This window comes from Zhaonella formicivorans (genome assembly GCF_004353525.1).
GTDB lineage: Bacteria > Bacillota > DUOV01 > DUOV01 > Zhaonellaceae > Zhaonella > Zhaonella formicivorans.
In genome coordinates this window covers 1,161,247-1,182,765 of record NZ_CP085524.1, presented here as the reverse complement: position 1 = coordinate 1,182,765, position 21,519 = coordinate 1,161,247, and the positions used below count along the sequence as shown (strand labels likewise).

At 42.5% G+C, this 21,519-nt stretch carries 25 protein-coding genes, 1 other RNA gene and 1 pseudogene; 20 read left to right on the top strand and 7 right to left on the bottom strand.

What is annotated here, in order from left to right; translation table 11 throughout:
- Positions 1-203 precede the first annotated feature (203 nt).
- The 4 genes from EYS13_RS05885 to EYS13_RS05870 all read left to right on the top strand — a co-directional run bounded on the left by EYS13_RS05885 (position 204) and on the right by EYS13_RS05870 (position 3,051).
- Positions 204-380, top strand: coding sequence for a DUF1540 domain-containing protein (locus EYS13_RS05885; protein ID WP_227766878.1), 177 nt, complete (start codon positions 204-206; stop codon positions 378-380).
- Between the two features lie 262 nt (positions 381-642).
- Positions 643-1,071: a NapC/NirT family cytochrome c gene (locus tag EYS13_RS05880; RefSeq protein WP_227766875.1), complete on the top strand. Its 429-nt coding sequence runs from the start codon at positions 643-645 to the stop codon at positions 1,069-1,071.
- Positions 1,072-1,090: 19 nt separating this feature from the next.
- On the top strand, positions 1,091-2,350 hold the full coding sequence (locus EYS13_RS05875; protein ID WP_227766873.1) for an ammonia-forming cytochrome c nitrite reductase subunit c552: 1,260 nt from the start codon (positions 1,091-1,093) through the stop codon (positions 2,348-2,350).
- Complete coding sequence (locus tag EYS13_RS05870) at positions 2,350-3,051, top strand: diadenylate cyclase (RefSeq protein WP_227766871.1); 702 nt, start codon at positions 2,350-2,352, stop codon at positions 3,049-3,051. Before EYS13_RS05875 ends, EYS13_RS05870 begins: the two co-directional genes overlap by 1 nt.
- A gap of 142 nt (positions 3,052-3,193) precedes the next feature.
- Here the strand turns inward: EYS13_RS05870 and EYS13_RS05865 are convergent, their stop codons facing one another.
- Positions 3,194-3,442 (bottom strand): hypothetical protein, encoded by a 249-nt coding sequence (locus EYS13_RS05865; RefSeq protein WP_227766870.1) that lies wholly within the window; start codon positions 3,440-3,442, stop codon positions 3,194-3,196.
- A 544-nt stretch (positions 3,443-3,986) separates the two neighbouring features.
- On the opposite strand from EYS13_RS05865, the gene EYS13_RS05860 reads away from it, so the two are divergent.
- Positions 3,987-4,469 (top strand): YpiB family protein, encoded by a 483-nt coding sequence (locus EYS13_RS05860; RefSeq protein WP_227766868.1) that lies wholly within the window; start codon positions 3,987-3,989, stop codon positions 4,467-4,469.
- A gap of 203 nt (positions 4,470-4,672) precedes the next feature.
- On the opposite strand, the gene EYS13_RS05855 is transcribed toward EYS13_RS05860, so the two are convergent.
- Together EYS13_RS05855 and EYS13_RS05850 are read right to left on the bottom strand one after the other, a co-directional pair.
- On the bottom strand, positions 4,673-5,179 hold the full coding sequence (locus EYS13_RS05855) for an ECF transporter S component (RefSeq protein WP_227766866.1): 507 nt from the start codon (positions 5,177-5,179) through the stop codon (positions 4,673-4,675).
- Positions 5,180-5,385: 206 nt separating this feature from the next.
- Complete coding sequence (locus EYS13_RS05850; RefSeq protein WP_227766864.1) at positions 5,386-5,922, bottom strand: hypothetical protein; 537 nt, start codon at positions 5,920-5,922, stop codon at positions 5,386-5,388.
- Positions 5,923-6,569: 647 nt separating this feature from the next.
- Here EYS13_RS05850 and EYS13_RS05845 point away from each other — a divergent pair.
- The 11 genes from EYS13_RS05845 to EYS13_RS05800 all read left to right on the top strand — a co-directional run bounded on the left by EYS13_RS05845 (position 6,570) and on the right by EYS13_RS05800 (position 15,233).
- Positions 6,570-6,845: a hypothetical protein gene (locus EYS13_RS05845; RefSeq protein WP_227766862.1), complete on the top strand. Its 276-nt coding sequence runs from the start codon at positions 6,570-6,572 to the stop codon at positions 6,843-6,845.
- A gap of 181 nt (positions 6,846-7,026) precedes the next feature.
- The gene (locus tag EYS13_RS05840) at positions 7,027-7,728 is read left to right on the top strand and encodes a response regulator transcription factor (RefSeq protein ID WP_227766859.1); all 702 of its coding nucleotides are present in this window, start codon (positions 7,027-7,029) and stop codon (positions 7,726-7,728) included.
- A 29-nt stretch (positions 7,729-7,757) separates the two neighbouring features.
- Positions 7,758-8,642: a 4Fe-4S dicluster domain-containing protein gene (locus EYS13_RS05835; protein ID WP_227766857.1), complete on the top strand. Its 885-nt coding sequence runs from the start codon at positions 7,758-7,760 to the stop codon at positions 8,640-8,642.
- 2 nt (positions 8,643-8,644) lie between these two features.
- Positions 8,645-9,772, top strand: a complete 1,128-nt coding sequence (gene nrfD, locus EYS13_RS05830; RefSeq protein WP_227766856.1) for an NrfD/PsrC family molybdoenzyme membrane anchor subunit — start codon at positions 8,645-8,647, stop codon at positions 9,770-9,772.
- 213 nt (positions 9,773-9,985) lie between these two features.
- Positions 9,986-11,656, top strand: coding sequence for a sensor histidine kinase (locus EYS13_RS05825; protein ID WP_227766853.1), 1,671 nt, complete (start codon positions 9,986-9,988; stop codon positions 11,654-11,656).
- 1 nt (position 11,657) lies between these two features.
- Positions 11,658-12,362: a response regulator transcription factor gene (locus EYS13_RS05820; RefSeq protein ID WP_227766851.1), complete on the top strand. Its 705-nt coding sequence runs from the start codon at positions 11,658-11,660 to the stop codon at positions 12,360-12,362.
- A 170-nt stretch (positions 12,363-12,532) separates the two neighbouring features.
- Positions 12,533-12,664, top strand: coding sequence for a hypothetical protein (locus EYS13_RS16220; RefSeq protein WP_265332423.1), 132 nt, complete (start codon positions 12,533-12,535; stop codon positions 12,662-12,664).
- A gap of 32 nt (positions 12,665-12,696) precedes the next feature.
- A complete protein-coding gene (gene tatA, locus EYS13_RS05815) occupies positions 12,697-12,906 on the top strand; it encodes a twin-arginine translocase TatA/TatE family subunit (RefSeq protein WP_227766848.1) in 210 nt (69 codons plus the stop codon).
- Between the two features lie 33 nt (positions 12,907-12,939).
- Positions 12,940-13,677 (top strand): twin-arginine translocase subunit TatC, encoded by a 738-nt coding sequence (gene tatC, locus EYS13_RS05810; RefSeq protein ID WP_227766845.1) that lies wholly within the window; start codon positions 12,940-12,942, stop codon positions 13,675-13,677.
- Positions 13,677-14,429, top strand: coding sequence for a hypothetical protein (locus tag EYS13_RS05805; protein ID WP_227766842.1), 753 nt, complete (start codon positions 13,677-13,679; stop codon positions 14,427-14,429). Before tatC ends, EYS13_RS05805 begins: the two co-directional genes overlap by 1 nt.
- A gap of 177 nt (positions 14,430-14,606) precedes the next feature.
- The gene (locus EYS13_RS05800) at positions 14,607-15,233 is read left to right on the top strand and encodes a lipoate--protein ligase family protein (protein ID WP_227766840.1); all 627 of its coding nucleotides are present in this window, start codon (positions 14,607-14,609) and stop codon (positions 15,231-15,233) included.
- A 5-nt stretch (positions 15,234-15,238) separates the two neighbouring features.
- Here the strand turns inward: EYS13_RS05800 and EYS13_RS05795 are convergent, their stop codons facing one another.
- Positions 15,239-15,937 (bottom strand): class I SAM-dependent methyltransferase, encoded by a 699-nt coding sequence (locus tag EYS13_RS05795; RefSeq protein WP_227766838.1) that lies wholly within the window; start codon positions 15,935-15,937, stop codon positions 15,239-15,241.
- Between the two features lie 140 nt (positions 15,938-16,077).
- On the opposite strand from EYS13_RS05795, the gene EYS13_RS05790 reads away from it, so the two are divergent.
- Positions 16,078-16,314, top strand: coding sequence for a sulfurtransferase TusA family protein (locus EYS13_RS05790; protein WP_227766836.1), 237 nt, complete (start codon positions 16,078-16,080; stop codon positions 16,312-16,314).
- A gap of 13 nt (positions 16,315-16,327) precedes the next feature.
- Here EYS13_RS05790 and EYS13_RS05785 read toward each other — a convergent pair whose 3' ends face one another.
- Together EYS13_RS05785 and EYS13_RS05780 are read right to left on the bottom strand one after the other, a co-directional pair.
- The gene (locus EYS13_RS05785; protein ID WP_227766834.1) at positions 16,328-16,804 is read right to left on the bottom strand and encodes a sporulation membrane protein YtrI; all 477 of its coding nucleotides are present in this window, start codon (positions 16,802-16,804) and stop codon (positions 16,328-16,330) included.
- Positions 16,801-17,127 carry a YtrH family sporulation protein gene (locus EYS13_RS05780; protein ID WP_227766823.1) on the bottom strand — a complete coding sequence of 109 codons (327 nt, stop codon included), beginning with the start codon at positions 17,125-17,127 and terminating at the stop codon, positions 16,801-16,803. Before EYS13_RS05780 ends, EYS13_RS05785 begins: the two co-directional genes overlap by 4 nt.
- 467 nt (positions 17,128-17,594) lie before the next feature.
- Between EYS13_RS05780 and EYS13_RS05775 the strand changes: the two genes are divergently transcribed.
- The 3 genes from EYS13_RS05775 to ssrS all read left to right on the top strand — a co-directional run bounded on the left by EYS13_RS05775 (position 17,595) and on the right by ssrS (position 18,936).
- Positions 17,595-18,155 carry a chromate transporter gene (locus EYS13_RS05775; RefSeq protein ID WP_227766821.1) on the top strand — a complete coding sequence of 187 codons (561 nt, stop codon included), beginning with the start codon at positions 17,595-17,597 and terminating at the stop codon, positions 18,153-18,155.
- The gene (locus EYS13_RS05770) at positions 18,145-18,663 is read left to right on the top strand and encodes a chromate transporter (protein WP_227766819.1); all 519 of its coding nucleotides are present in this window, start codon (positions 18,145-18,147) and stop codon (positions 18,661-18,663) included. The genes EYS13_RS05775 and EYS13_RS05770 overlap by 11 nt, the downstream gene beginning before the upstream one ends.
- A 92-nt stretch (positions 18,664-18,755) precedes the next feature.
- Positions 18,756-18,936: non-coding RNA, 6S RNA (gene ssrS / locus EYS13_RS05765), on the top strand.
- Between the two features lie 358 nt (positions 18,937-19,294).
- On the opposite strand, the pseudogene EYS13_RS16490 reads toward ssrS, so the two are convergent.
- Positions 19,295-21,068, bottom strand: a pseudogene (locus tag EYS13_RS16490) (IS1634 family transposase).
- Positions 21,069-21,519: the final 451 nt, after the last annotated feature.

Sequence of the window (21,519 nt, the reverse complement as noted above, 5' to 3'; positions counted from 1 at the left end):
GAAGAAAATGGCAGGGCAATTAAAAACCGATGGGCAAAACGATACTGGCGCCTTGTCATATAAAGTACCTTTAGGGTCAGGGGAAGTTTCCACATGTAAATTCGTGCCGAATGAAGAGTACTAACCGGGATAAACCGTGGTTCAGAAGGATACAATAATTACTGGTTATCAACCACCAAATTTATCTTGAAAGGGGATTGGAAATGCAAGGAAGAGTGGAAAGAACAGGAAGTTCCATCAGCAGAGTCAAATGCGTGGTCAATACATGCCAGTATTGGGACAGTGGCAATCACTGCAATGCCAGTGAAATCGAAATCCAAGGACCTAACGCAACCGATACCCAGCATACTGACTGCGCCACTTTTGCACCGAAAAGGTAAGTCAAAGGGGGGTCTAAACCAGGCCCTCATTTTTGTTGTCTGTAAAAATTGCTGGGACAAGCTGCGTTAAAAATTTCCCTCGGAGCGTATAACTTTGGCTAGCAAGCTCGATTTTAACATTATGATATTCAATTTAGCTGTATTAAGCTTGGATATGGATCACATACCGGTGTGATTTTCCTCACTGCTTAAATTATGCTTATTTAATTAATTTTTGGTGATAATATCTTTTGTAGTTAGTCGCAATCCGGGAGGTGGCCGCTTGAAAAGGATTGTACTGCTGTTAGGTATTTTAGCCATAACTGCCATTTTAGGTTCAGCTTTGGCAGTGCGTTTTACTGAGGACGCGGAATTTTGTTCATCATGCCATATTATGAATGCGGCTTATCAAACCTGGTACCATTCAGCCCATCGAGAAACAGCCAATTGCAATACCTGCCATGTACCCAAAGGGCTGGTCAGCAAGCCGTTGTATAAAGCTAAATCCGGCTTAATCGATGCTTATGTATTTTTTATTGCAGGTTCTCCTGAGGGTATACACCTTAAAAAAGACAGTGAGAAAATAGTGCAAAAAAATTGTGTGAACTGCCATGCCACCTTAGTGCGGATGATTGGCAAGGGCAACGGGGCAAACTGCTATCATTGCCACAGCTATACACCCCATGGCGATGTGCGCAATCTAGTTTATTAAGTTATTGGAGGAAGGTACAGTGAGAAGAATAGCAGCTGTAGCAGCAGCACTCTTAATTTTAGGTATTGTAGGAGTGAGTGCCTATTTCGCAGGTATGCGGGCCAAAGAACCGGAACTGCCTCCGCCCAGGGCTGAAATAAGCGTAGAGGAAACTGATAATGAGGTGTTTGGTCGATACTACCCGCGGGAATATGAAAGTTACAAAAAAAACTACGATATGAGCAAAGGCCCGAGCGTTTACGGAGGTTCCCAGGAAAGGAGCAACCTTGAAGCTTACCCTTACATGAAAACACTGTGGAAAGGCTATGGTTTTGCCGAAGAATACAACGAGGACCGGGGCCATGTGTATGCCATAGAAGATGTAAAAAAGACAAAACGCAATCCTCCCAAAGCCGTTTGCTGGACATGTAAGAGTACCGAGGTGCCTAAAGCGATCCGGGAAATGGGCGATGCTTACTATTCCACTCCTTTTAAAGAGGCGGCCGGCAGGTTTAAAACGCCTGTTGGTTGCAGCGACTGTCATGACCCAAAGACTATGCAGCTCCGAATTACTCGCCCCGCATTTATTGAGGCAATGGAACGGGAAGGGAAAGACGTAACCAAAGCAAACCGTCAGGAAATGCGTACTTATGTATGCGCCCAATGCCACGTGGAATATTACTTTGAAAAAGATACCTATAAGCTGCATTTCCCATGGGAGAAAGGCAAAGACCCCGAGCAGGTTTATAATTACTACCAGGAGATCAAGCATACGGATTTTACTCATCCTGATTCCGGTACAGAAGTTTTAAAAGGTCAGCATCCTGATTATGAGATGTTTTTGGACGGCCCGCACCAGTCCAGGGGAGTGGCCTGCGCTGATTGTCATATGCCCTATATAGTACAAGGAAATACTAAAATATCATCTCACTGGTGGACCAGCCCCTTGAAACATATGGAAAGTTCTTGCGGTGTCTGTCACCGGGGCAGTATGGAGGAACTGCGTCAGAGAGTATTGTACACTCAGGACAGGACCAAAGACCTTTTGGACCGGGCCGGAAAAGCTAACGTGGAGGCTATTAATGCAATTGCGGAGGCTGCCAAAAATCCCCGGGTTAATAAAAATAAACTGGCTGAAGCCAGGGCTTTACACAGAGAAAGCCAATGGTATTGGGATTGGGTTAGCGCAGAAAACAGCATGGGTTTCCACAATCCGCAAAAAGCCATGAATACTCTAGGTAAATCCCTGGATTTAGCCAGCCGGGCCAGGGATTTAGCCAGACAGGCGGTACAACCCTGATGCCTGATTACCATCAAATCACACCGTGCAGACTTTTTGCCAAAAAAGTCGGTGAAAGCTTAAAATCGGGTCTTTGCGGTTTACAGCAAACAGTAAAAGAAGCTTGTGATGTTATAGACAAATGTCCCAATCACACTGAACTGCTGGAGCTTTTTGCCAAAGTAAGGAGGCAAACTATTGAATTGGAAGGCCTACTGACCGTTTTGGAGTTGGAAACAGGCCTTTTACCTGAAATACCCGGCTTCAACGAAGTTGTTAAGGCTGCGGAGCGCTTGGCAAAGCGCCGGCATGGGGCAATAATCGCTTTGGAGCGGCAGATGAAACTGGATGAATTTATTGAGGAAGGTAAAAAGGCCGGTTTAAAACTTCAAGCAGAGCTATCCAGCCGGCTTTTGGAATGTATTTTTTACCCCGGCAACCCATTGCATGATGGGGCAGTGATAGTGCGGGACATAAAGATTTTGGCTGCCGGGTGTGTTTTGCCTCTTTCCAAACAAGCAATAAGTGCAGACCACTATTTAGGTACCAGGCACCGGGCGGCCTTGGGTTTAAGTGAACTAACCGATGCTATCGTCGTAACCGTTTCCGAGGAAACTGGCCATATTTGCCTGGCTTTGGGAGGACGGCTTTACTGCGTTAATAATTATACCAACGTAAGACGGGATATAATCAATTTTCTTGCCAAACAAGGGCACGGCTGAAAGTCGCCGTACTGTACAAGGTTGTTACAGGAGGAATAGCAGGAGGATTGGAGCGCAATCCTCCTTTCAGACTATCTAGAAAATAGTATTAACTTTTATGCCCTATCGCCCCCACTGTGCCAACCTGCTCTTGTTTGGCGAGTCATAGCGCTATCTTTTTAGTGTTTTTTAAAAAAAAATTGGGCACCAGAAAGAAATACCTTCTTTCTTTCCAGACCAACTTAAGGACGTTCCAGACCAACAGCAAATCCCCTGCTGTAAATATCATTCCCCCAGTTGCCCGGACAACCATGTAGGGTCTAAGTAAATTAATTACTTCCATAAAATCCATTCCGGCAACCCGCCAGAGATACGCCTGGACTAATCCGGCCAAAGCAAGGGCTCCACCCATGATAAGCAGCCCAACATTTAAGAGGAGCAAGGCCCAATAGGATTGGATAAGAAATCTTTTTTCAGGCTTCAAGTGGGCCGTCAGTATCCAGAAGCAGAGGCCAAGCACCAAAAAGCCAAATACAGTTCAAAACTCATTTCTTCCCAAATATGTACAACCCAAAACTTGACAATTTCATCAGCCGATGGATGCGAATAAAAAAAGAGGTTAGGTATATAAAGAATAGAGAGGGTAAAGGTCCCCAACAGCATTGCTATGAGAATCGGCCTCAGTCTACCGGTCCTGGATTTTAGCAGCGTTGCTCCAATAATAAACATAAACAGAAAAATGCTGAGCGAAATACCAACCTTTAAAGGTAAAATTGCTTCCAAATATTCCCGGCCTTCGGAACGATGCAAAAACAGGGAGGCGAGGATGCCCAAGCCGGTTAAAAAAGTAAGCCAATATTGCTAAAGTTGATTTTCTAAACGATTATTTGCAGTAATTTACAGTAGCTTTCATTTGCCGGAAGCTTTACAATAGTCAAAAGGGGGAGTTGCGGAGGATGAGAAAACTTATTTTAATAAGAGATTTTTTGTACTGGTTTCTCGATACCCAAAGGTTAAAGTGGCCTAACACTGCTAAAGTGTTAGAATATATACTCAAAAACGAGAGCATATTAGAAAAGGTCGAGTTAGTAGACGATATAAGGTTTTACCGGAATGCCTTAATGGTTTCAGGTAGGGGTACAGTTACTTTTCCTTTTGTGCTGCGTTTAGACGGGAAGTATATCCACGACGTGGAGGAAGCTCTGCAAGCTTTAGCTTCCGCTAATTTTTATAAACTTTATGTAAAGCTGTCTTACAGCAAAGATTACTACCAAGGGGTAGTCTCTAAAAAAAGAGTCTGGAAGGTTAAAAGAGCCGGCAAGAAAAAGAAAATAGCGTACCAGAAACTCATGCTCTTAATTGATGCTGCCTTAGACCGGCGTGACCGGGAAGAGTTCTACCGCTTGACAAAGCAATTGCAAAGGCTGAGCAATGTTTAAAGCCACCTGACTGAAGGTGGCTTTAGCTTTTAGACAAAGCCCGCATGTATTATTTCGAGCAGCGGTAAGCTCCTACGCCGTTACCGGCAGCAAGCTGTCGACGGGGGAAACCAGTCCCGCTCCATAATATATGCGGGCTAATAATAGTTTGTCGACGGTCTGGAGCCACCTGTCAGCAGGTGGTTTTTGTATGCTTTTTGATTCTAAGAAATTTTCTTGCTAAAAGCAGGTAATGATTTTCTTAGCAGCCCTAATTGTTTGACCACAGCTAAAGTAATAAAGCTGTCTGCTAAATGGTGAAATGCTGTTCCCAAACCTACAACAACCCCCGCGTTATAAAGGGAAAAACCGAAAGGAATTACAATCAAAGCTTCTCCCAAGGCGTGGATTGGCAGTACCAGCAGCAACACCAAATATAAAGGTTTACCTTGCTTGATTAAGGTGGCGCCGGTGTAACCTACAAAAACGTGCATAAATGCTCTGGCCGCTATGATTGGCCCCAACTTGATAAGAAAACCAAGAGTTGAGCCTAAAGCAACAATAATTGCAACTGCCGGACTTATTGTCATGGCCAGCATTAAAGGAACGTGAGAGGCCAGCGTCGCGCTGAAAGGGGGTATTAAAACCCCTAAAAAACCTCCAAAAGCTAATGGAATAAGCAATGCCAAAGATGTTAACAAGCCACCCAGAACTAGCTCCCGGGTCTTCATATAATTCACCTCCTCATAGACATATCATCTGACAAGACACCTGTTACGACAATTATAAATCGGAATAAGCCGGTATGCAAGGTTTTTTCAAGATATGAGTTTTTTTAAGTTTAGAAAAAGCAAGGTATTATTACCTTGCTTATACAAAATGGCACCAATGTCGCCTTTCCAAAAATCTGTTTTTTGGGATGTCATTTTTGCTGCTGTTACTGCAGGGTCATTGTTGTGATTGTATCGGCCAATTCAGTAAAATATTCTTTATTTAACTGATCTTCGTAAATGTTTTGTTTTAATTCTTGCAGCAAGCTGCGCTCAAAGGTAAATGACTGGTTTTGGGTAATAATGGCTGTCTCATAAGTGGTTGAGTAGCAACCAAATTCTATTCCCCTGCGCCTCAATTCAGCTTCAATCAGGAACTTGTTCAGGTAATGAACCGAAAAGAAAGCCAGAGTGCCACTGAGTGCTAACCACTCAGGTATTGCGTAACTGATACACTGCTGGTGAACGATATATGGTACGTGGTCTGCGTCGGCTTCAATCTCATTTAAAACTGCCCAAATTAATAACAATTCGTTGTTTGTGCGGTCCTTTACCCAGTCATCAAACTGCTCGCTAAAATCATGGGAGGTTGAGATTTCAATTTCATTCAGCTTTTCTGCAGCTATGGTATCAAGGTAGTGATGTTTCGCCTCTTCGTTTAAAAAATAGACATTTTTGAAGTTCTGTTGCTTTGTTTTTTGCAAGTTCATCACCTCACTCGTATATTTATTTTGCTACGAGAAAAAATATTTATATGGTTGTTTGCCAGGTACATTTCTGCTTGTTTGTCAATACCTACATGTATTTTTACTTGTAAATACAGCAAAAGCAATGAAAAAGCCATCCGTAGGGATGGTTTTTTGTAAAAACAAAAAATTACAATATTCGTCAAACATGGAAAAAGTTAAAAAAGGGAGGATTGTGGTAGTCAGTGCTACCCTTAAAAAGTTAACCCTTGTGTCCGCTGCTCCGGGATGACTTCGCCAAGAGCGCTGCCCTGCTCAGCGTTTGACTTTCAGCGGCACGCGCTGACGCGGCGTCCATGCCGCTCCAGCGCTCTCGCAGCGTCCATGCTGCTCGTCCGCTTTCAGTCAAACTCTTCACAGAGCACTCTATGGCTTGTCATATGTCGCAGCTACGCACAATGGGTTACAATTTTTCATACTTATGATGGTGCTGCGACAGCAGCATGGACGTCTGTTGAATTTGATCAAAATGCTATTTAAACCATGCGGTATGCCCAGGAAAAAATGCTACCTTTTAATAATACCCCTGAATAACTGCAGGAATTACTCCTAAGCTTGCTTAATATGTATAGTACGCAGAGATTGCTATCTTGGAGGGAACAGCCATGACCGTCATTAAATTTGATCCGAACAGGCGGAAAAAGCGCAAACCGGCTAAAAAACAACCGTCCTACAGGATCTTGGAAAGTCATAGGATAAGGTTAGCAATAACTTTTTTGCTGTGCGCTGCTTTTTTCCAACTCTTGCGTACTTTCCCAGACTTTCTAATCAAGCTTCCACTTGCTTTTGCAATTTTAGCCGTTTTTACTGCCGCTTTGGAGGGCGCACATGCTGCCCGAATGTGGTTTGCTAAAACGAAAAAAGATAATGTACAGCTTTAAACAGGCAGCGGTCGCTGGTTAACCGGGGAAAATCCCCGGTTATTTTTTATTGCCGTTTGTTCGCCTGTAAGACTTTTGCAACAGTTTTAATAGAAGATGAACAGCCTTTTGTAATTTTACTACAACAGTTGGATTTTAAAATTATGGTGAAACCAAGTTTAGACTGAAGGAGGTGGACTCCTTGGAACAGGCTACAGTGTTATTGGCGGATCCCGATACAGATTTATTGAAAAATATTGGCCAGTGTCTGCGCAAAGAAGGGTACGGGGTACTTACAGCGTCGGATGGACAGGACGCGCTTTGCAAGTTTAAACTTTATAACCCTAATCTAATGGTTTTAGAACTGGATTTGCCAGGTATAGATGGTTTAACTGTTTGCCGTACAATTAGAAAATCTTCGAGGATAGCAATAATTGTGCTGTCTCAAAAAGCGGCGGAAATAGACAGAATATCCAGTTTCAAGGCAGGGGCAGATGATTACCTTCCCAAGCCATGCAGCAATCGGGAACTTCTCGCACGGATTAAAGCAGTAATGCGTAGGGTGGAAGGCAATTCATTGCAAGAAAGCAGCATGGTCATGCGTTTTCCAGGCTTAATTATCGACAAGTTTTCCCACCAAGTAAAGACACCCAGGGGAAACATAAACCTGACCAAAAAGGAGCTAAATCTCCTCTGGTTTTTAGCCAGCAACCCCGGAAAGGTTTTCAGCAGGAAGGAAATTTTAAATCAAGTGTGGGGCACAGATGAACTGGTTGATTTGGATGAGGTGACAGTTATGATCAGCAGGCTGCGGGATAAGATTGAGTCTAACGCACAGGATCCTCGCTACATTACCACTGTATGGGGGGTGGGTTATAAGTTTGAACCAAAAACTGATTTGTAACGGAAAATTATTTTAAGGAGGAAGGAGCAATGGAACTAACTAGGTTAGGTTTCTTAAAACTGGTTGGATTTGCTACAAGCTGTTTGGCTTTTGGCGGAAGCGTTTGGGCCAATAGTGACCAAGGGGGAAAAACCAACTTTGTGACTAAGCCTAAAGGGATGTTAATGGACCTTACCCAATGCATAGGTTGTAAAAATTGCCAGGCAGCTTGCCAAAAACAAAATCAGCTGCAGGGCGGTGCCTATGCTGAAGAACTGTCAAGCAATGCCTGGACTGTGGTCAAGACCGTAGAAGTTGAGAAGGGCAGTGAAAAGGTGAAGCGTTTCGTCCGTTCCCAGTGTTTTCATTGTCTTGAGCCAGCCTGCGCTTCAGCTTGTCCAGTCAAAGCATTGCATAAAACTCCAGAAGGGCCGGTGGTGTATGATGCCTGGAAATGTATTGGTTGCCGTTACTGTATGGTGGCTTGCCCCTTCGGGATTCCCAAATATGAATGGGAAAAAACTGCACCGCTGGTCACCAAATGCCTGTTCTGCTCCAGCCGTTTAAAAGAAGGGCAGCAGCCCGCTTGCGCGGCCGCCTGTCCAACTAAAGCCACACTTTTTGGAAACAGAGATGAGCTTTTGGTTGAAGCAGAACGAAGAATTAACAACAATCCCAATAAATATGTCAACTATATTTACGGATTAAAAGAAGGGGGAGGTACTTCTTTCCTGTTTCTATCCGATGTGCCTTTTAAAGACTTGGGCTTTCCCACCAATATTCCTAACACTCCCCTGCCCGACTACACTTGGGAGGTAATGTCCAAGATTCCCGGCATCATCGCCGGTGGCGGAATTCTTTTAACCTCAACTTATCTTTTGACTCATAAAAATGAGGGTGAAAGCAAAAAGAAGATTGAAGGCAAGGGGGCATGAAAATGGGTTTTAAATTTCACTGGACATGGTCTAGGGTAATTTTGCTTTTGATTATGGCCGTAGGGGCAATAGCAACTTTTTTAAGGTATTCTCAGGGACTTGGTGCCTCGACCAACCTGAGCGACAGTTACCCTTGGGGTTTATGGATTGCTTTCGATGTGCTGTGTGGAGTGGCGCTGGCTGCCGGAGGTTTTACGGCTGCGGCTACTGTCTATATCTTTAACTTAAAAAAATATCACGCTATTGTTCGTCCGGCAGTTTTAACCGGCTTCATTGGATATTTTTTAGTAGCTGTGGGTTTGCTTTATGATTTAGGAAGGCCGTGGTTTATTTGGCATCCGATAATCATGTGGCAGCATCACTCGGTGATGTTTGAAGTGGCCTGGTGCGTCATGCTTTACCTTACCGTATTGTTCTTAGAATTTTGCCCGGTAATTTTCGAGCGGTTCCGGTTGGAAGGGGCGCTCAGGGTGATTCACGCCTGCACAATACCCTTAGTGATAATGGGCATAATTCTTTCAACTTTGCACCAGTCATCGTTAGGTTCCCTGTTTTTAATTGTGCCGGGTAAACTTTATCCCCTTTGGTATTCACCTTTTCTGCCCGTTTTTTTCTTTACTTCCGCGGTTGCGGTGGGCTTAGCCATGATCGTGGTAGAATCAACTCTATCGAGTCTAGCATTCAAAAGAGGTTTAGAAACACCGCTATTGGCTGATTTGACTAAAGCTTTACCTTTTATTTTAGTTTTTTATTTTGTAATAAAAATAGCCGATCTGGCTGCTCGCGGTTCCTTAAGTTTACTGTTTAACGGCAGCTATGAAAGTATATCTTTTCTGGCTGAACTGGCCATCGGGGTAATTGTTCCGGCTAGCATATTGAGCTTTAGAAATTTACGACAGCAGACTGTATGGCAGTTTTTGTCCTGTTTAATGGTAGTCTGCGGAGTTGTTTTAAACCGGATAAATGTATGTCTGATAGGGATGAGCCGTTCTGCCGGTCAAGGTTATGTCCCTGCCTGGACTGAATTTAGCATTACACTTGCCCTTGTATCCTTTGGGGTCATGGCTTATATCTGGATTACAGAGAACTTCCCGGTTTTTGAAGACCACGGTGATAAGGCAGGCGCTTGAATATTTCAAAGACAGCTGCAGACAAAAGGAATCGGGTTTTTTCGACCCGGTTCTTTTTTTTTCCCCCTTCAACTTAGGTGAGCTTAAGTATTATAATATTGTTGCAGGGAAATAAATTATTTCTTACAATGCAATACCCATACAGATTGGTATGCCAGAGGTCAAGCACCGGGAGCGCTGGTATAAAGTTATTTTTGTGAAGGTGGTAACAAAATGTACCCCGTGAAAAACAAACTTAGTACCCGGTTGATGCTCATAATTTCGCTTATTACCCTGGTAATTATGGCTACTGATTTCATTTGGAATATGGAGCGAGCCAAGGAAAGGGCGGAGCAAGAGCTGCGCGATAAAGCCCGTGTTATTTCCACCCAGTTTCTGGCTATCAGGAGTTTTATTGCTGAAAAGAGGGCAGAGGACCAGCAGAGCCTCGCTTTGGAATATAAACACCTTGATCCGGTAGCAGTTGAAAAAAATATTAACGACGCCTTTGGCAAGGATATCAAGGTTTCATTTAAAGAAATATGGTTGACTGCTACTAAAGATTGTAATATGGCGGATGAATTTGAACGTAACCTAATCGAACAGCTAAAGAAGGACAAAGGCCTGAATGAAGCCTGGGGTACTCGGGGTATAAACGGCAATAGGATTTTTACTTATACGGTTCCCATCTATATTGAGGAAGGTTGTTTAAATTGCCATAACGAAGGTTTAGCCGATTTAGGGTTAAGCAACCTCCAAAAACATACCTTGGGGGAACTGGCAGGCGCTATCAGTTTAAATATTCCCATGCACGCTTTTCAAGAGAACCTGCGTACAGATATTCTTGCACACCTGCTGGTTACCGCCTTATTAATTATTTTGACTTTGGGCTGTGTTTTTGCGGTAATGCATAAAATGGTGGCCAGGCCTCTTTACCAGCTTACCGCCATCGCCACTGAAATTGGCCAGGGTAATTTAGATAATAATTTCCCCGAAATTAATGCTCCGGGGGAAATAAAGCTGTTGGCCCGGGAATTTGAATCAATGGCAAAAAAATTAAAGGAATACTATCAGGAGTTGGAAAATAAGGTAGAAGCCCGAACCAGGGATTTGATTAAAGCCAATGAAAACCTTAGCAAGCAGAAGCAAAGATTAAAAGAAGCAAATATCCAATTACAAAAGGCCAATGAAGTCAAGTCCGAGTTTTTGGCCAGCGTCAGTCACGAATTAAAAACTCCTTTGACATCTATAATGGCTTTTAACGAATTGCTGTTGGAAGGAATTGCCGGGGAACTGACTGCGCAGCAAAAAGAGTACCTGTACGATATCGAACGCAACAGCCATCAATTGCTGGCTTTAATAAATGATATACTTGATATGGCCAAATTGCAGGCAGGAAGAAAGGAACTGGAGATTACGGTGTTTCCTCTGCCTGCTTTGGTAGAAGATGTTGTCAAAAAAGTAATGCCTTTATTAATTAAAAAAGAACAACAGCTAATCATCGACTTGGAAGATGATTTACCTTATGTGGAGGCTGACCGCGCTAAAGTTGAGCAAATCTTAACAAACCTATTGAACAATGCCAATAAATTCACACCTATGGGTGGGAAAATTAGCATTCACGCTGTAAAGGACAGCAAGAACGGCAAGCTGGAAGTTGCGGTCAACGATACCGGCCCGGGTATTAAGAAAGAAGAACAGGGAATAATTTTTGAGGCATTCAGGCAGGTCAACGGTTCAAATACTCGTACTCACGGCGGCTCTGGTTTAGGGTTAGCCTTAGCAAAAAAACTGGTTGAATTACATGGTTGTAAAATCTGGGTGGAAAGCGAATATGGCCGGGGAAGTACCTTCAGATTTACTATTCCGGCTGCCGGCAAGATTCCACGGCAAGGGGAGGGTTAACATGGATGGAGCTAAAATACTCATAGTTGATGATGAGCCCGACATTTTAAAAATCCTGTCTCATCGTCTCTGTAAGGAAGGGTACAAAATAGTCACTGCAACCGATGGTGAGGAAGCGCTGCTCAAATTTGATGAAGAAGCTCCTGATTTAATAGTTTTGGATTTGATGCTGCCTAAGTTGGACGGCTTTGAGGTATGCAGGATTATCCGGCAGCGTTCCAATGTGCCAATTATCATTCTTTCTGCCCGGGGTGATGAGCTGGATAAGCTCATCGGTTTTAGAATGGGCGTAGATGATTATCAAACCAAACCATTCAGCCCGGCCGAACTGGCTTTACGTATTCAGGCAGTTTTGCGACGCTTAAACGAACATAAACAATTGCAGCGACCAGGTACCAGGGAAGAGTTGGTAGCCGGCAATCTATATATTGACCGGGGAAGAAGGATAGTAAAGATCGGTGACAGGCCGATTAATTTAACAGCAAAAGAATTTGAATGTCTTTGGGTCATGGCCTCCCATCCCAACCACGTTTTTAGCAGGGAGCAACTGGTAGAGCAAGTTTGGGAAAGCGATTACCCCGGTGATGCCAATAATGTTACTTCTCTGATTAGCCGGCTGCGGGAAAAAATTGAATCGGACCCCAATAACCCGGAATACATTAAGACAGTCTGGGGGGTTGGTTATAAATTTGGCAAAGAGGCGTGAACAGGTAAGTAAAAAAATGTAATTTAAGCTTGCTATTTATGGCAAGCTATTTTTTTTGTTGCTTTTCAAATGTCATATTTTTGCAAGGATTTTTGCAGTAATTATACATGAGTTGTCAATGGTTTAACAAACATTGCTTGCTAAGATTAAAGCAAAAGGAGGGAATAACGATGAAACAACTCTTAGGCAATTTGTTGGGCGGTGTGTATGCGGGCGTTGTAAGCGCTGTATTCTTGTTAACCGGATTAGTTGCATTAGGTTTTCTGGTTTTTCTGTTGGTTGGTAGAATGGGCGTGTTTTAAGCGAATTTAGTTTGGCTTGAGGAGGATTCTTTATGGGCTTTATCCCAAGTATCGGCTTTGGAGAGTTAATTTTGATTTTAGTCTTAGTATTATTAATCTTTGGGCCGGGGAAATTGCCGGAAGCGGGACGTGCCTTAGGTAAAAGCATGATGGAATTTAGACGGGCGGTCGAAGCACCGCATACTAAAGTAGAAAACCACGACAATGAATTGTTCCCAGCTAGGACTGTTGGTAATGATTAAAAACTAACGGTCGAGAAAGAGAGGCTGGTTACCATGGACGATCCCAAGCTGATGCCCCTTGAGGGCCACCTGGCGGAATTGCGTCGGGTCCTTATTGTTTCCTTGACAGCTTTTCTGACCAGCAGTACCGTGATTTACCTGAGCTGCAGAGAGATGCTCTTTCAGTATTTGACTGCCACCATGCGCCAGCTGGAGCTGCCTCTCGTCTTTATCAGTGTTCCGGAAGCATTTATAACAAAAATTAAAATATGCATATTTTTTGGAATTGTCCTTTCCTTGCCGGTGCTCTTTTGGCAGGTCAGTAGTTTTATCTTTCCTGCAATCAAAGCCGGTTGGCGCAGAACGGCAGTCTTGCTAGTGATCAGTTCCTACCTTTTGTTTTTAATTGGAATTGTGTTTGCCTATCAAGTAGTAGTACGCTATGCACTGATATTTCTGCTCGGCTCTGCCATAGGACTGCAGCCTTTAGTAACGGTTGGGCGCTACGTGGATTTCCTGTTTTCGCTGCTCTTGCCATTTGGTTTTGTTTTTCAGCTGCCTTTAATAGTACTGGGTTTAACCAAAGTAGGCATAATCGGTCCCGATAGCCTAAGTGCTAAACGAAAGTATGTATATTTTATCATTTTTGTAGCAGCCGCAATCATGACACCACCCGACGTAATTTCTCAAATGTTTTTGGCTTTACCGGTCATTGTCTTATTTGAAGCCAGCTTATTTATAGCACGCTTTATTGTTAAACCAAGGCACAGTTTTCAGGAAGGAGGAGTATAGTGAAAGTTCAGTTAAAAATTTGGGGAATGGTGATGCTCTTTTGCGTAGGTTTGCTGGGGGTTGCAGCTTGTGGGCAAACCGGGGAAGTAACGCCGCCAGCAGGCGAGCAAACAGGAAGTCAGGTTGAAGGGGAGCTTACTTCTGATTTTATCCTGTGTTCTTCAGAGGATCTCCCCGCAGGGTGTTTAAGCTGTCATAAAAAGTTTAACGAGAATGCGGATCTTTCACTGCCGACTATAATGGCCAACTTGGAGCAGCAGGGAAGACACCCCGAAGCACCTGATCAATGCCTGCTTTGTCATCAAACCAGCGGGGCCTTGCCTCTGGGGAGTAAGCTGCATGCCACTCATTATTTGGACGGTTGTGTCCAGTGTCATAAACTTAATGAAAAGGGAGATTTTGTAGCTCTGAACATGGAGCCGGCAGAAACTGCTTTTATAGCTGTCAAGGCTTCCGCCAAAGATGTTGCGCCGCATGGTTGCGGCGATTGCCATCGGGATGGAAATGGTAATAAAGCTCTTGGTACATTAGAAACTGCACTTGATAAACTTGGCAGCCATCCCCCTGTTGGAAGCGGGGCAACAGTTAACCAATGCCGGGTTTGCCATCAGGATGGGGAACTTGCCCTTGGGAAAATAATGCATAAATCCCATTACCAGGGGGAGAATAATCTTTTTATCACCGAGTTCGGGGGAAGCTGTAGAAATTGCCATTCGGTGGGCTCGGATTACACAATAAGCATTAAGGAATAACTTTTGAAGGGGTCAGTTATGCCCCTTTTTTAATTCCTCAGTCACAATTATCAGTTGCCGGAAATTTAGCACTCAAAACGGCTATAAGCCAGAATATGGATTGCAGCATGATAAAACAAGGAGTATAGTAATAAAATGAGGTAGCAAATTTTAGATGTACAGAAGTGAGGGTTAAAAATGGTTTTGGAACAGCTGCCCGAATTTCCCGGGGATAGACCTGCTCTGGAGAGCATAAGACTAGGCTTGGACAGCCATATACAAGTATACGAATGGCGCGGCACAGACGTAATCCTGGGCAGGGGAACACGTTTAGATCCGGACATTAACCTGGCAAATTGCGGAGCCGATAATATTCCTGTGCGGCGCAGGCTGGGCGGGGGAGGAGCAGTGGTACTCATGCCGGGGGTGTGGGTAATTACAGCTTGCTATAAAAAAGAAAACAAGGAAATCAATATTCCAAACACTTTAGAACGGATCGCCCTGGAAATAGCGTCAACCCTACAGCAACTCACCGGTTGTGTAATCAATTTGAGGGGAATGGGCGATCTATGTCTCGGCGAGAAAAAGATTTTAGGTTCCAGCTTATATCTGGGTCGTGGCGCTCTTCTTTATCAAGGGAGTCTTTTGGTGGACGCTGATCTACGGCTCATCGGCAGATATTTAAATCACCCGAGCAAAGAGCCTGCATACCGCAAGGGCAGGAGTCACGAGGATTTTGTCACTAACCTCAGCCAAGTTTGTCACGTAGATACGGAATTAATGGAAAGGATGTTGATTGCCGCGCTTTACCGCTTTAAACCGTAGACCGACTAGTTGCCTTTTTTCACCCACAGTCCACACACAAATCCTGGATTGCATTGTTTTTTTATGCCGGGATCATTTTCTATAGCCAAGGCCTTATCTTTGGAAAAATCGTGCAAATCAGGAGGAAAATAAAGGCACCCCTTAAAAGTCCTATCCCCGCAAGGAAAAAGGTTTAGTAGTTCCTCACCAGTATAAAAAGTAGCCTTACTAAATACTGATTGAGGGTCTTCCTCGGCTCGCTTCAGGTAATAGGAACTCCATAAACTTTGGCCGGCTATGACTCCGATTGCCATTTTCCCGCCAGGTTTGAGGGCTTGAAAGGCCTTGGCCAGGATTTGGGAAGGCCGAGGGAAAAATTCCAGGGCAGTCACAGATACCACCTTATCAAAGGATTCGGGTTCCAGTTCCATTTCCATAATGTCAGCCGCTACAAAGTTGATGAGTAACTTTAAAAGCGCAGCCTTTCTTTGGGCAACAGAGAGCATTCCCCTTGATATATCTATTCCGGTAACCTGTAGGCCCAACTGAGCCAATTCTAAAGCGTAATTTCCGGTACCGCAACCTATGTCCAGCACTTTTTCTCCTGGTTTGGGAGCCAGCAACTCATAAACTATTGTTTTTTCTAAGTGGTGTACCAAACTGCCCATTTCTGTTTGGTACCAAGAATCATACCTCGCTGCAACGGCGTCAAATATTTCACCCATTGAGATCACCTCATTAAATAAATTCGCGCAATTCAGGCAATTTCCTCCCGTATTTATTTTTTTCTTGAGATAGTTTAAACTAGATAGCGATTAAAATAATGACAAGAGTTTTTCTTCTCGCACATGGAGGGGTGTAGAGGATGAGTGACAGAGTAATAGATTTAAGGGGTGAAGTTTGTCCTTACACTTTTGTGAAAACAAAACTACAGCTGGAGGAAATGGTTCAAGGACAAATACTTACAATAATAGTTGATTATCCCCCTGCGGTCAAAAATATTAGCAAAAGCTTGAAACTTTACGGCGAAGAAATATTATCCGTTAATCAAACTCAAGAACAGGAATGGGAAATCGTTGTCAAAAAAAAATCTGACTGGTAGATACAAAGAAAGCTTATTTTTTAATTTCCGCCTCAACATATAGGGTTTCACTGATGACCATGGTTTTAACTAATATTTTGTAACGCTTTTGCTCTATTTCTAAAATTCTGCCGTCTATAATTTTGGGCAGCAGGGCCGGTTCCAGCGATTTTACAGGCAATCCTACTAGAGGTTTATAGTGATTGATAATTTCTTGATTAATAGCTAATTCCAACTTATTAGCCTCATGGGTAGTAAAACGCTCCGGAGGTAGTTTAACTTCAGGTTTAATCTTAGTTACTATTACGTCCCTGGACTTAGTGAGGCTGGATTTAACTTCGGCCAGTTCTGCATTGGCATTTTCCAACTTTAATTCCAGTTCCCGATTGGCGTAGTAAAGTTCATCAACCTTATTCCCGATTTTAACCGTACACCAAATAGCCCCGCATAGCGCACCCAGTAGAAAGTAAGAGATTAAAACAGCTGCCTTTTTCACTATAAAAACTTTCATTGTCCATTACCTACCAAGTAAATAACTATTAGGTATCCAAGGTGTGCCCCGGCAAAGGCGCTTATTAAATAGAATAATTGTTTAATCAGGGCTCGGATTTCCCCTTCTAGAATTCCTAACTGCAAAATTTCAATAGTGGTAAAAGTGCCTCCAATAGCAGCTACAATAGCCCAGATTTTAATTTCCCGGGCTAACTTAAGCATAATTTCCACCGGAGGATATCCTACCAGAATGGCTCCCAAAGAACCGACTAAGGAGGCACCCAGCAGTACTCCTAAAGCGGTAAAAAAGATTAGAATAAGTTTTTGGTAAAATAGTTCCATTCTTTATCACCCGTTTTCCTCTATAATGCATATGGCGAAAGTTCTCGGGCTATGCTATGAAAAGATTACCTCTTGCCAAAAGCTACATAATAGGTTAAGATACAACTAGGGAAAGTGATTACTTTCACAAATATATGGGGGTGCGGAATATGGTCTTTTGTTGTCCTAACTATGGCGAAATCAGAAACACTGAAAACTTGGAAAAATGTTTTGCTTGTGAAAAATTGTGTGGAGAGCCCTTAGTAAGGTTGCAAATGGAATTTCATAAGAAATATCATATTCCCGGATTCAGCGTTGAGGAAGAATAGTTTTTGAAGTATGTTAGTGAAATTGGGAACAAAAGCGGCTTTTAAGCCGTTTTTTTATTTCATCTATAAGTTCCAATTGCAGGAATTTTTTTATCATAAAACAGCAAACAGGTTTATAATGGTTAATGAGAACCTTTATACTGTGGAAGGCGGTAAAATATGTCTAAGCTGGGACAATTATTTTGGATTTTTTTAAAGATTGGTACTTTTACCTTTGGCGGCGGTTATGCTATGATACCGCTCATTCAAAAGGAGATAGTTGATAACAAAAAGTGGCTTTCCCTAGAAGAATTTGTTGATATCATGGCTATTGCCCAAGCTGCACCCGGCGCTATCGCTATAAATGCTGCCACCTACTCGGGCTACAAAGTGGCGGGCAGCGGCGGAGCTTTGGTGGCTGCCTTGGCGGCAACATTGCCTTCTTTCGTCATATTATTGCTGGTGGCGGCGTTTTTTGCCCGGTTTGAAAACCAGCCTGCTGTGATTGCCTTTTTTAAAGGGGTTCGGCCTGCCATTGTTGCATTAATCCTTGCAGCAGCTTATTCCGTAGGCAAAACGGTGCTCAAAAGCGCTGCAAGCATAGGACTTACCATAGTTGCTTTTTTAGCTTTAATAGTTTTTAACATGCATCCTATTTTTGTAATTATATTGGGGGCTTTGGCAGGAATTGTATATTATTTATATACAAAGCTGAGAGAGGTTGAAAAAAATGCTTCTTAAAATGTTTATGTCTTTCTTGAAAATCGGTGCTTTCAGTTTTGGCGGGGGTTACGCTATGGTCGCTCTCATTCAAAAAGAGGTAGTGGAGAAACACCAATGGTTATCTAACGGCCAGCTAATCGATATTTTGGCGATTTCGCAGATGACGCCAGGGCCAATTGCTGTTAACTCTGCTACTTACGTTGGCTACAAAGTAGGCGGCTTGGCGGGAGCTATTGCCGCAACCAGCGGAGTTGTGTTGCCCTCCTTTATTTTTATTCTGGGGATTGCAGCGCTGCTTAAGCGTTTCACGCAAAGCGGATTGGTAGAAGGTATTTTTAAAGGGATAAGACCGGTGGTGGTGGCGCTAATACTTTCAGCGGCATGGCTTTTGCTTCCCAGTTCTTTTACGGCTTTAAGCAATTGGCTGCTCTTCGGAGGTGTGCTTTTGGGATTATATGTTTGGAAAATGGATCCTATCATTTTACTGTTGGCCAGTGGAATGGCAGGTATCATAATATATAGCTGAATAATTGGAAACTCAATACAGTAATAATGAACCATAAAAAACCTAGTGACTAATTGCCCGGGCGATGGTAAAATAAAAGTACAAAACAAGTCAATATCCTGCAGTGTTGGCGTTAAGGCCGCGTTAGTTTTAAACCTACAATGTTTCTTAGGGAGTTCGGGTCCGTTAGTGGCTGTCAGGCCGTATCCAGACGGAAGGCAAAAGCTAATGGTAGGGCACCCACCTGCGAGGGCAGGTTTAGAAACTTGCGGCAAGCGGCTCTGCGGGATACCCTGTAAAGGACAGTGAAACTGTTCTTTTATTTTTTCAATCGCTTTATGCCATGCCGATAAAAGAGAGTTTGTAAGGTTTTGGGATTAACTTGCTTATATCTTGTTGTAAGTTTCTGCGTACGTGTTAATTGTCTGCACTAAAGTGTCCACAGAGATATTTAAATCATGGCAGGTAATAACTAGTTCCAGTTTTTTTAACCAAAAACAGCTTTTTATAACTTCTTTTTTACTTGACTATAAGTAAGCTTTAGCTCTATCCTGAGTTTTACAGGAAAAATGATTAAAAAAACCCGTTAGCCCAGTGTTTTCATGGGTTAGCGGGTTTTGTGTTTTGTCATAAAATTGTAGTGTATTTACGCTTATTTTTTGTATTGCAAAATTTTTTTGATCTCGGCTTGAGACATAATTTTTTTACTTAAGTCAAAACCAAAGACAGACTCAATGGATTTTATTACATCATCTCGATAATCAAACAGATAATAATTTTGTTCCAAATAGGAGCAGGAATAGCTAATCAAGGAATTACGAATCTGCTTCACAGTATGTTTTTTCTCTAACATCTGTTCAAGAACCCTCATGATTACAAGTGCTACAAAACATACCAGAAAATGTGCTTCTACATGTTCATCTTTTTTAACATACACAGGTCTTGCCTTGAATTCACTCTTGATTATTTTGAAGGATTCCTCGATTTCCCAAAGCCCCTTGTAAATATCCCGAATTTCTGTATCAGATAAATGTTTTTCACTAGTAACAATGGAATAGTATCCGTCATATTTTTCTTCTTCCTTAATCTTTGCTTCGTTCAGGGAAAGAATGAGTCCGTCAGGTATTTCGCCTGTTTCTTTTGAAAATTTGATATTGTTTACATAGCCGGCGGCTCCAATGCTGGTAGCTCTTGTATATTTGCCGGGATTGGCAATCAGCTCTTTTGCCTTGGCAATAGCCTTATCCCTATCTTTTTTCTGTTTTAAGGCGTATTTTTCGGAATAGTAAACCATCTGTTTCTGATATATTTCCATTGTTCGGTCACGTTTACCATCCATCCGCTTTAATAAGATTTTTTTTTGCATAAATCCGGGATTTGTGCTTAAAAGAGACGGTATTTCCATCCTTATCTTCTTCTGTGTCAATTAAGTAATCTTCCTGATTTAATACCCATTCTTTGAATTGTTTGTCAGCACCGAGAACACTCTGTCCATAAACATAACCGTCATTCCCTGCCATGTCATCATGGTTCTTTCCAGAAAGAAATGCAGTATTATCACTAGTGTTGAGTCCCCTGTCTGCCACAACGATAATACGTTCCAAGGCAAAATCTTTCTTTACACGGCGAATTGTTGGAAGGAGAGAGAGCTTTTCACTTTCACCACCGGAAAAAGTATTGAAGGCTATGGGGATTCCATTTGAATCCATAAGGAGTCCCATCTGAATAATTGGATCTTTACGGTGCTCTTTGGATGGACCACGCTTTTTTTGCCCCTTTTTAATCATGTTCCCGTCTTCATCGTATTCATCTTCATCCTCATAGGGGATCTCAAAGTAGTAATTGGTGACATCATAGTATCCAAGTTGGTTATTTCTTCCTATAAGGTCGCATACCCGGCTATGAAGATGCCGTTGGATTTCGTTTGAATATGCGGCAAAGTAATCCAGGGCGCGGTAAATGTCAGCCAATGAAAAGTCAAAGGATTCAAAGAAGAAATTTTTGGTTTCAAAGGCGTTCTTTTTTGATGAAGGAAATAAAAAGCGATTAAAAATAAGCAGGCTGAATATACTGTTTAGGTTGTAATCCACGTTCAAAAACCTTTGCTTTTTCTGAAAATATTCCCTAAGACCAAGTAGGGAGTACACTGACTTTGGCACAACATAACCAAGATTTTTGCGCAATGCTGCTTGATCCGGCAGCTTGGCTGACAGGTTAAGTTCTAATGTTTTCTGACAAGTTTCACTCTTGGAACGTTCCTTTGCGACCTGCTTGAAATGAGCGATAGGATCAGAATATTTCTTTTCCAGATCTTCTAGATAGCCAAGTTTCTCAACAGTTTTTTGTTTTACCTTTCCATTCTGTCTGTAACCTTGGACAAAAGACAAATAGGGTTTACCATTACTCATGCTTATCTTTAGATACATAAATTCACCTCTAATCCCATTATATTGCAATACACGACAATACACAACATAATTATGCATAAAGATTGACATAAAAAACGCCCGAATTCTCGGGCATTAAAGTTAATTTTGATATTTAGGTGCTGTAAAACAACGGGACAGTGAAACTGTTCTTTTATTTTTTCAATCGCTTTATGCCATGCCGATAAAAGAGAGTTTGTAAGGTTTTGGGATTAACTTGCTTATATCTTGTTGTAAGTTTCTGCGTACGTGTTAATTGTCTGCACTAAAGTGTCCACAGAGATATTTAAATCATGGCAGGTAATAACTAGTTCCAGTTTTTTTAACCAAAAACAGCTTTTTATAACTTCTTTTTTACTTGACTATAAGTAAGCTTTAGCTCTATAATCATAACAAGCTACAAACTGCATAATGCTGAGTTGAGCTGAGTGGAGAAAAAGTAGAGGTGAGC

What these genes read in the sequence shown, in the direction of transcription:
- EYS13_RS05885 (WP_227766878.1), top strand. Translation starts at nt 204, where the DNA reads ATGCAAGGAAGAGTGGAAAGAACAGGAAGTTCCATCAGCAGAGTCAAA.
- EYS13_RS05870 (WP_227766871.1), top strand. Translation starts at nt 2,350, where the DNA reads ATGCCTGATTACCATCAAATCACACCGTGCAGACTTTTTGCCAAAAAA.
- EYS13_RS05865 (WP_227766870.1), bottom strand. Translation starts at nt 3,442, where the DNA reads ATGGGTGGAGCCCTTGCTTTGGCCGGATTAGTCCAGGCGTATCTCTGG.
- EYS13_RS05860 (WP_227766868.1), top strand. Translation starts at nt 3,987, where the DNA reads ATGAGAAAACTTATTTTAATAAGAGATTTTTTGTACTGGTTTCTCGAT.
- EYS13_RS05855 (WP_227766866.1), bottom strand. Translation starts at nt 5,179, where the DNA reads ATGAAGACCCGGGAGCTAGTTCTGGGTGGCTTGTTAACATCTTTGGCA.
- EYS13_RS05845 (WP_227766862.1), top strand. Translation starts at nt 6,570, where the DNA reads ATGACCGTCATTAAATTTGATCCGAACAGGCGGAAAAAGCGCAAACCG.
- EYS13_RS05835 (WP_227766857.1), top strand. Translation starts at nt 7,758, where the DNA reads ATGGAACTAACTAGGTTAGGTTTCTTAAAACTGGTTGGATTTGCTACA.
- nrfD (WP_227766856.1), top strand. Translation starts at nt 8,645, where the DNA reads ATGGGTTTTAAATTTCACTGGACATGGTCTAGGGTAATTTTGCTTTTG.
- EYS13_RS05825 (WP_227766853.1), top strand. Translation starts at nt 9,986, where the DNA reads ATGTACCCCGTGAAAAACAAACTTAGTACCCGGTTGATGCTCATAATT.
- EYS13_RS05820 (WP_227766851.1), top strand. Translation starts at nt 11,658, where the DNA reads ATGGATGGAGCTAAAATACTCATAGTTGATGATGAGCCCGACATTTTA.
- EYS13_RS16220 (WP_265332423.1), top strand. Translation starts at nt 12,533, where the DNA reads ATGAAACAACTCTTAGGCAATTTGTTGGGCGGTGTGTATGCGGGCGTT.
- tatA (WP_227766848.1), top strand. Translation starts at nt 12,697, where the DNA reads ATGGGCTTTATCCCAAGTATCGGCTTTGGAGAGTTAATTTTGATTTTA.
- tatC (WP_227766845.1), top strand. Translation starts at nt 12,940, where the DNA reads ATGGACGATCCCAAGCTGATGCCCCTTGAGGGCCACCTGGCGGAATTG.
- EYS13_RS05800 (WP_227766840.1), top strand. Translation starts at nt 14,607, where the DNA reads ATGGTTTTGGAACAGCTGCCCGAATTTCCCGGGGATAGACCTGCTCTG.
- EYS13_RS05795 (WP_227766838.1), bottom strand. Translation starts at nt 15,937, where the DNA reads ATGGGTGAAATATTTGACGCCGTTGCAGCGAGGTATGATTCTTGGTAC.
- EYS13_RS05790 (WP_227766836.1), top strand. Translation starts at nt 16,078, where the DNA reads ATGAGTGACAGAGTAATAGATTTAAGGGGTGAAGTTTGTCCTTACACT.
- EYS13_RS05785 (WP_227766834.1), bottom strand. Translation starts at nt 16,804, where the DNA reads ATGAAAGTTTTTATAGTGAAAAAGGCAGCTGTTTTAATCTCTTACTTT.
- EYS13_RS05780 (WP_227766823.1), bottom strand. Translation starts at nt 17,127, where the DNA reads ATGGAACTATTTTACCAAAAACTTATTCTAATCTTTTTTACCGCTTTA.
- EYS13_RS05775 (WP_227766821.1), top strand. Translation starts at nt 17,595, where the DNA reads ATGTCTAAGCTGGGACAATTATTTTGGATTTTTTTAAAGATTGGTACT.
- EYS13_RS05770 (WP_227766819.1), top strand. Translation starts at nt 18,145, where the DNA reads ATGCTTCTTAAAATGTTTATGTCTTTCTTGAAAATCGGTGCTTTCAGT.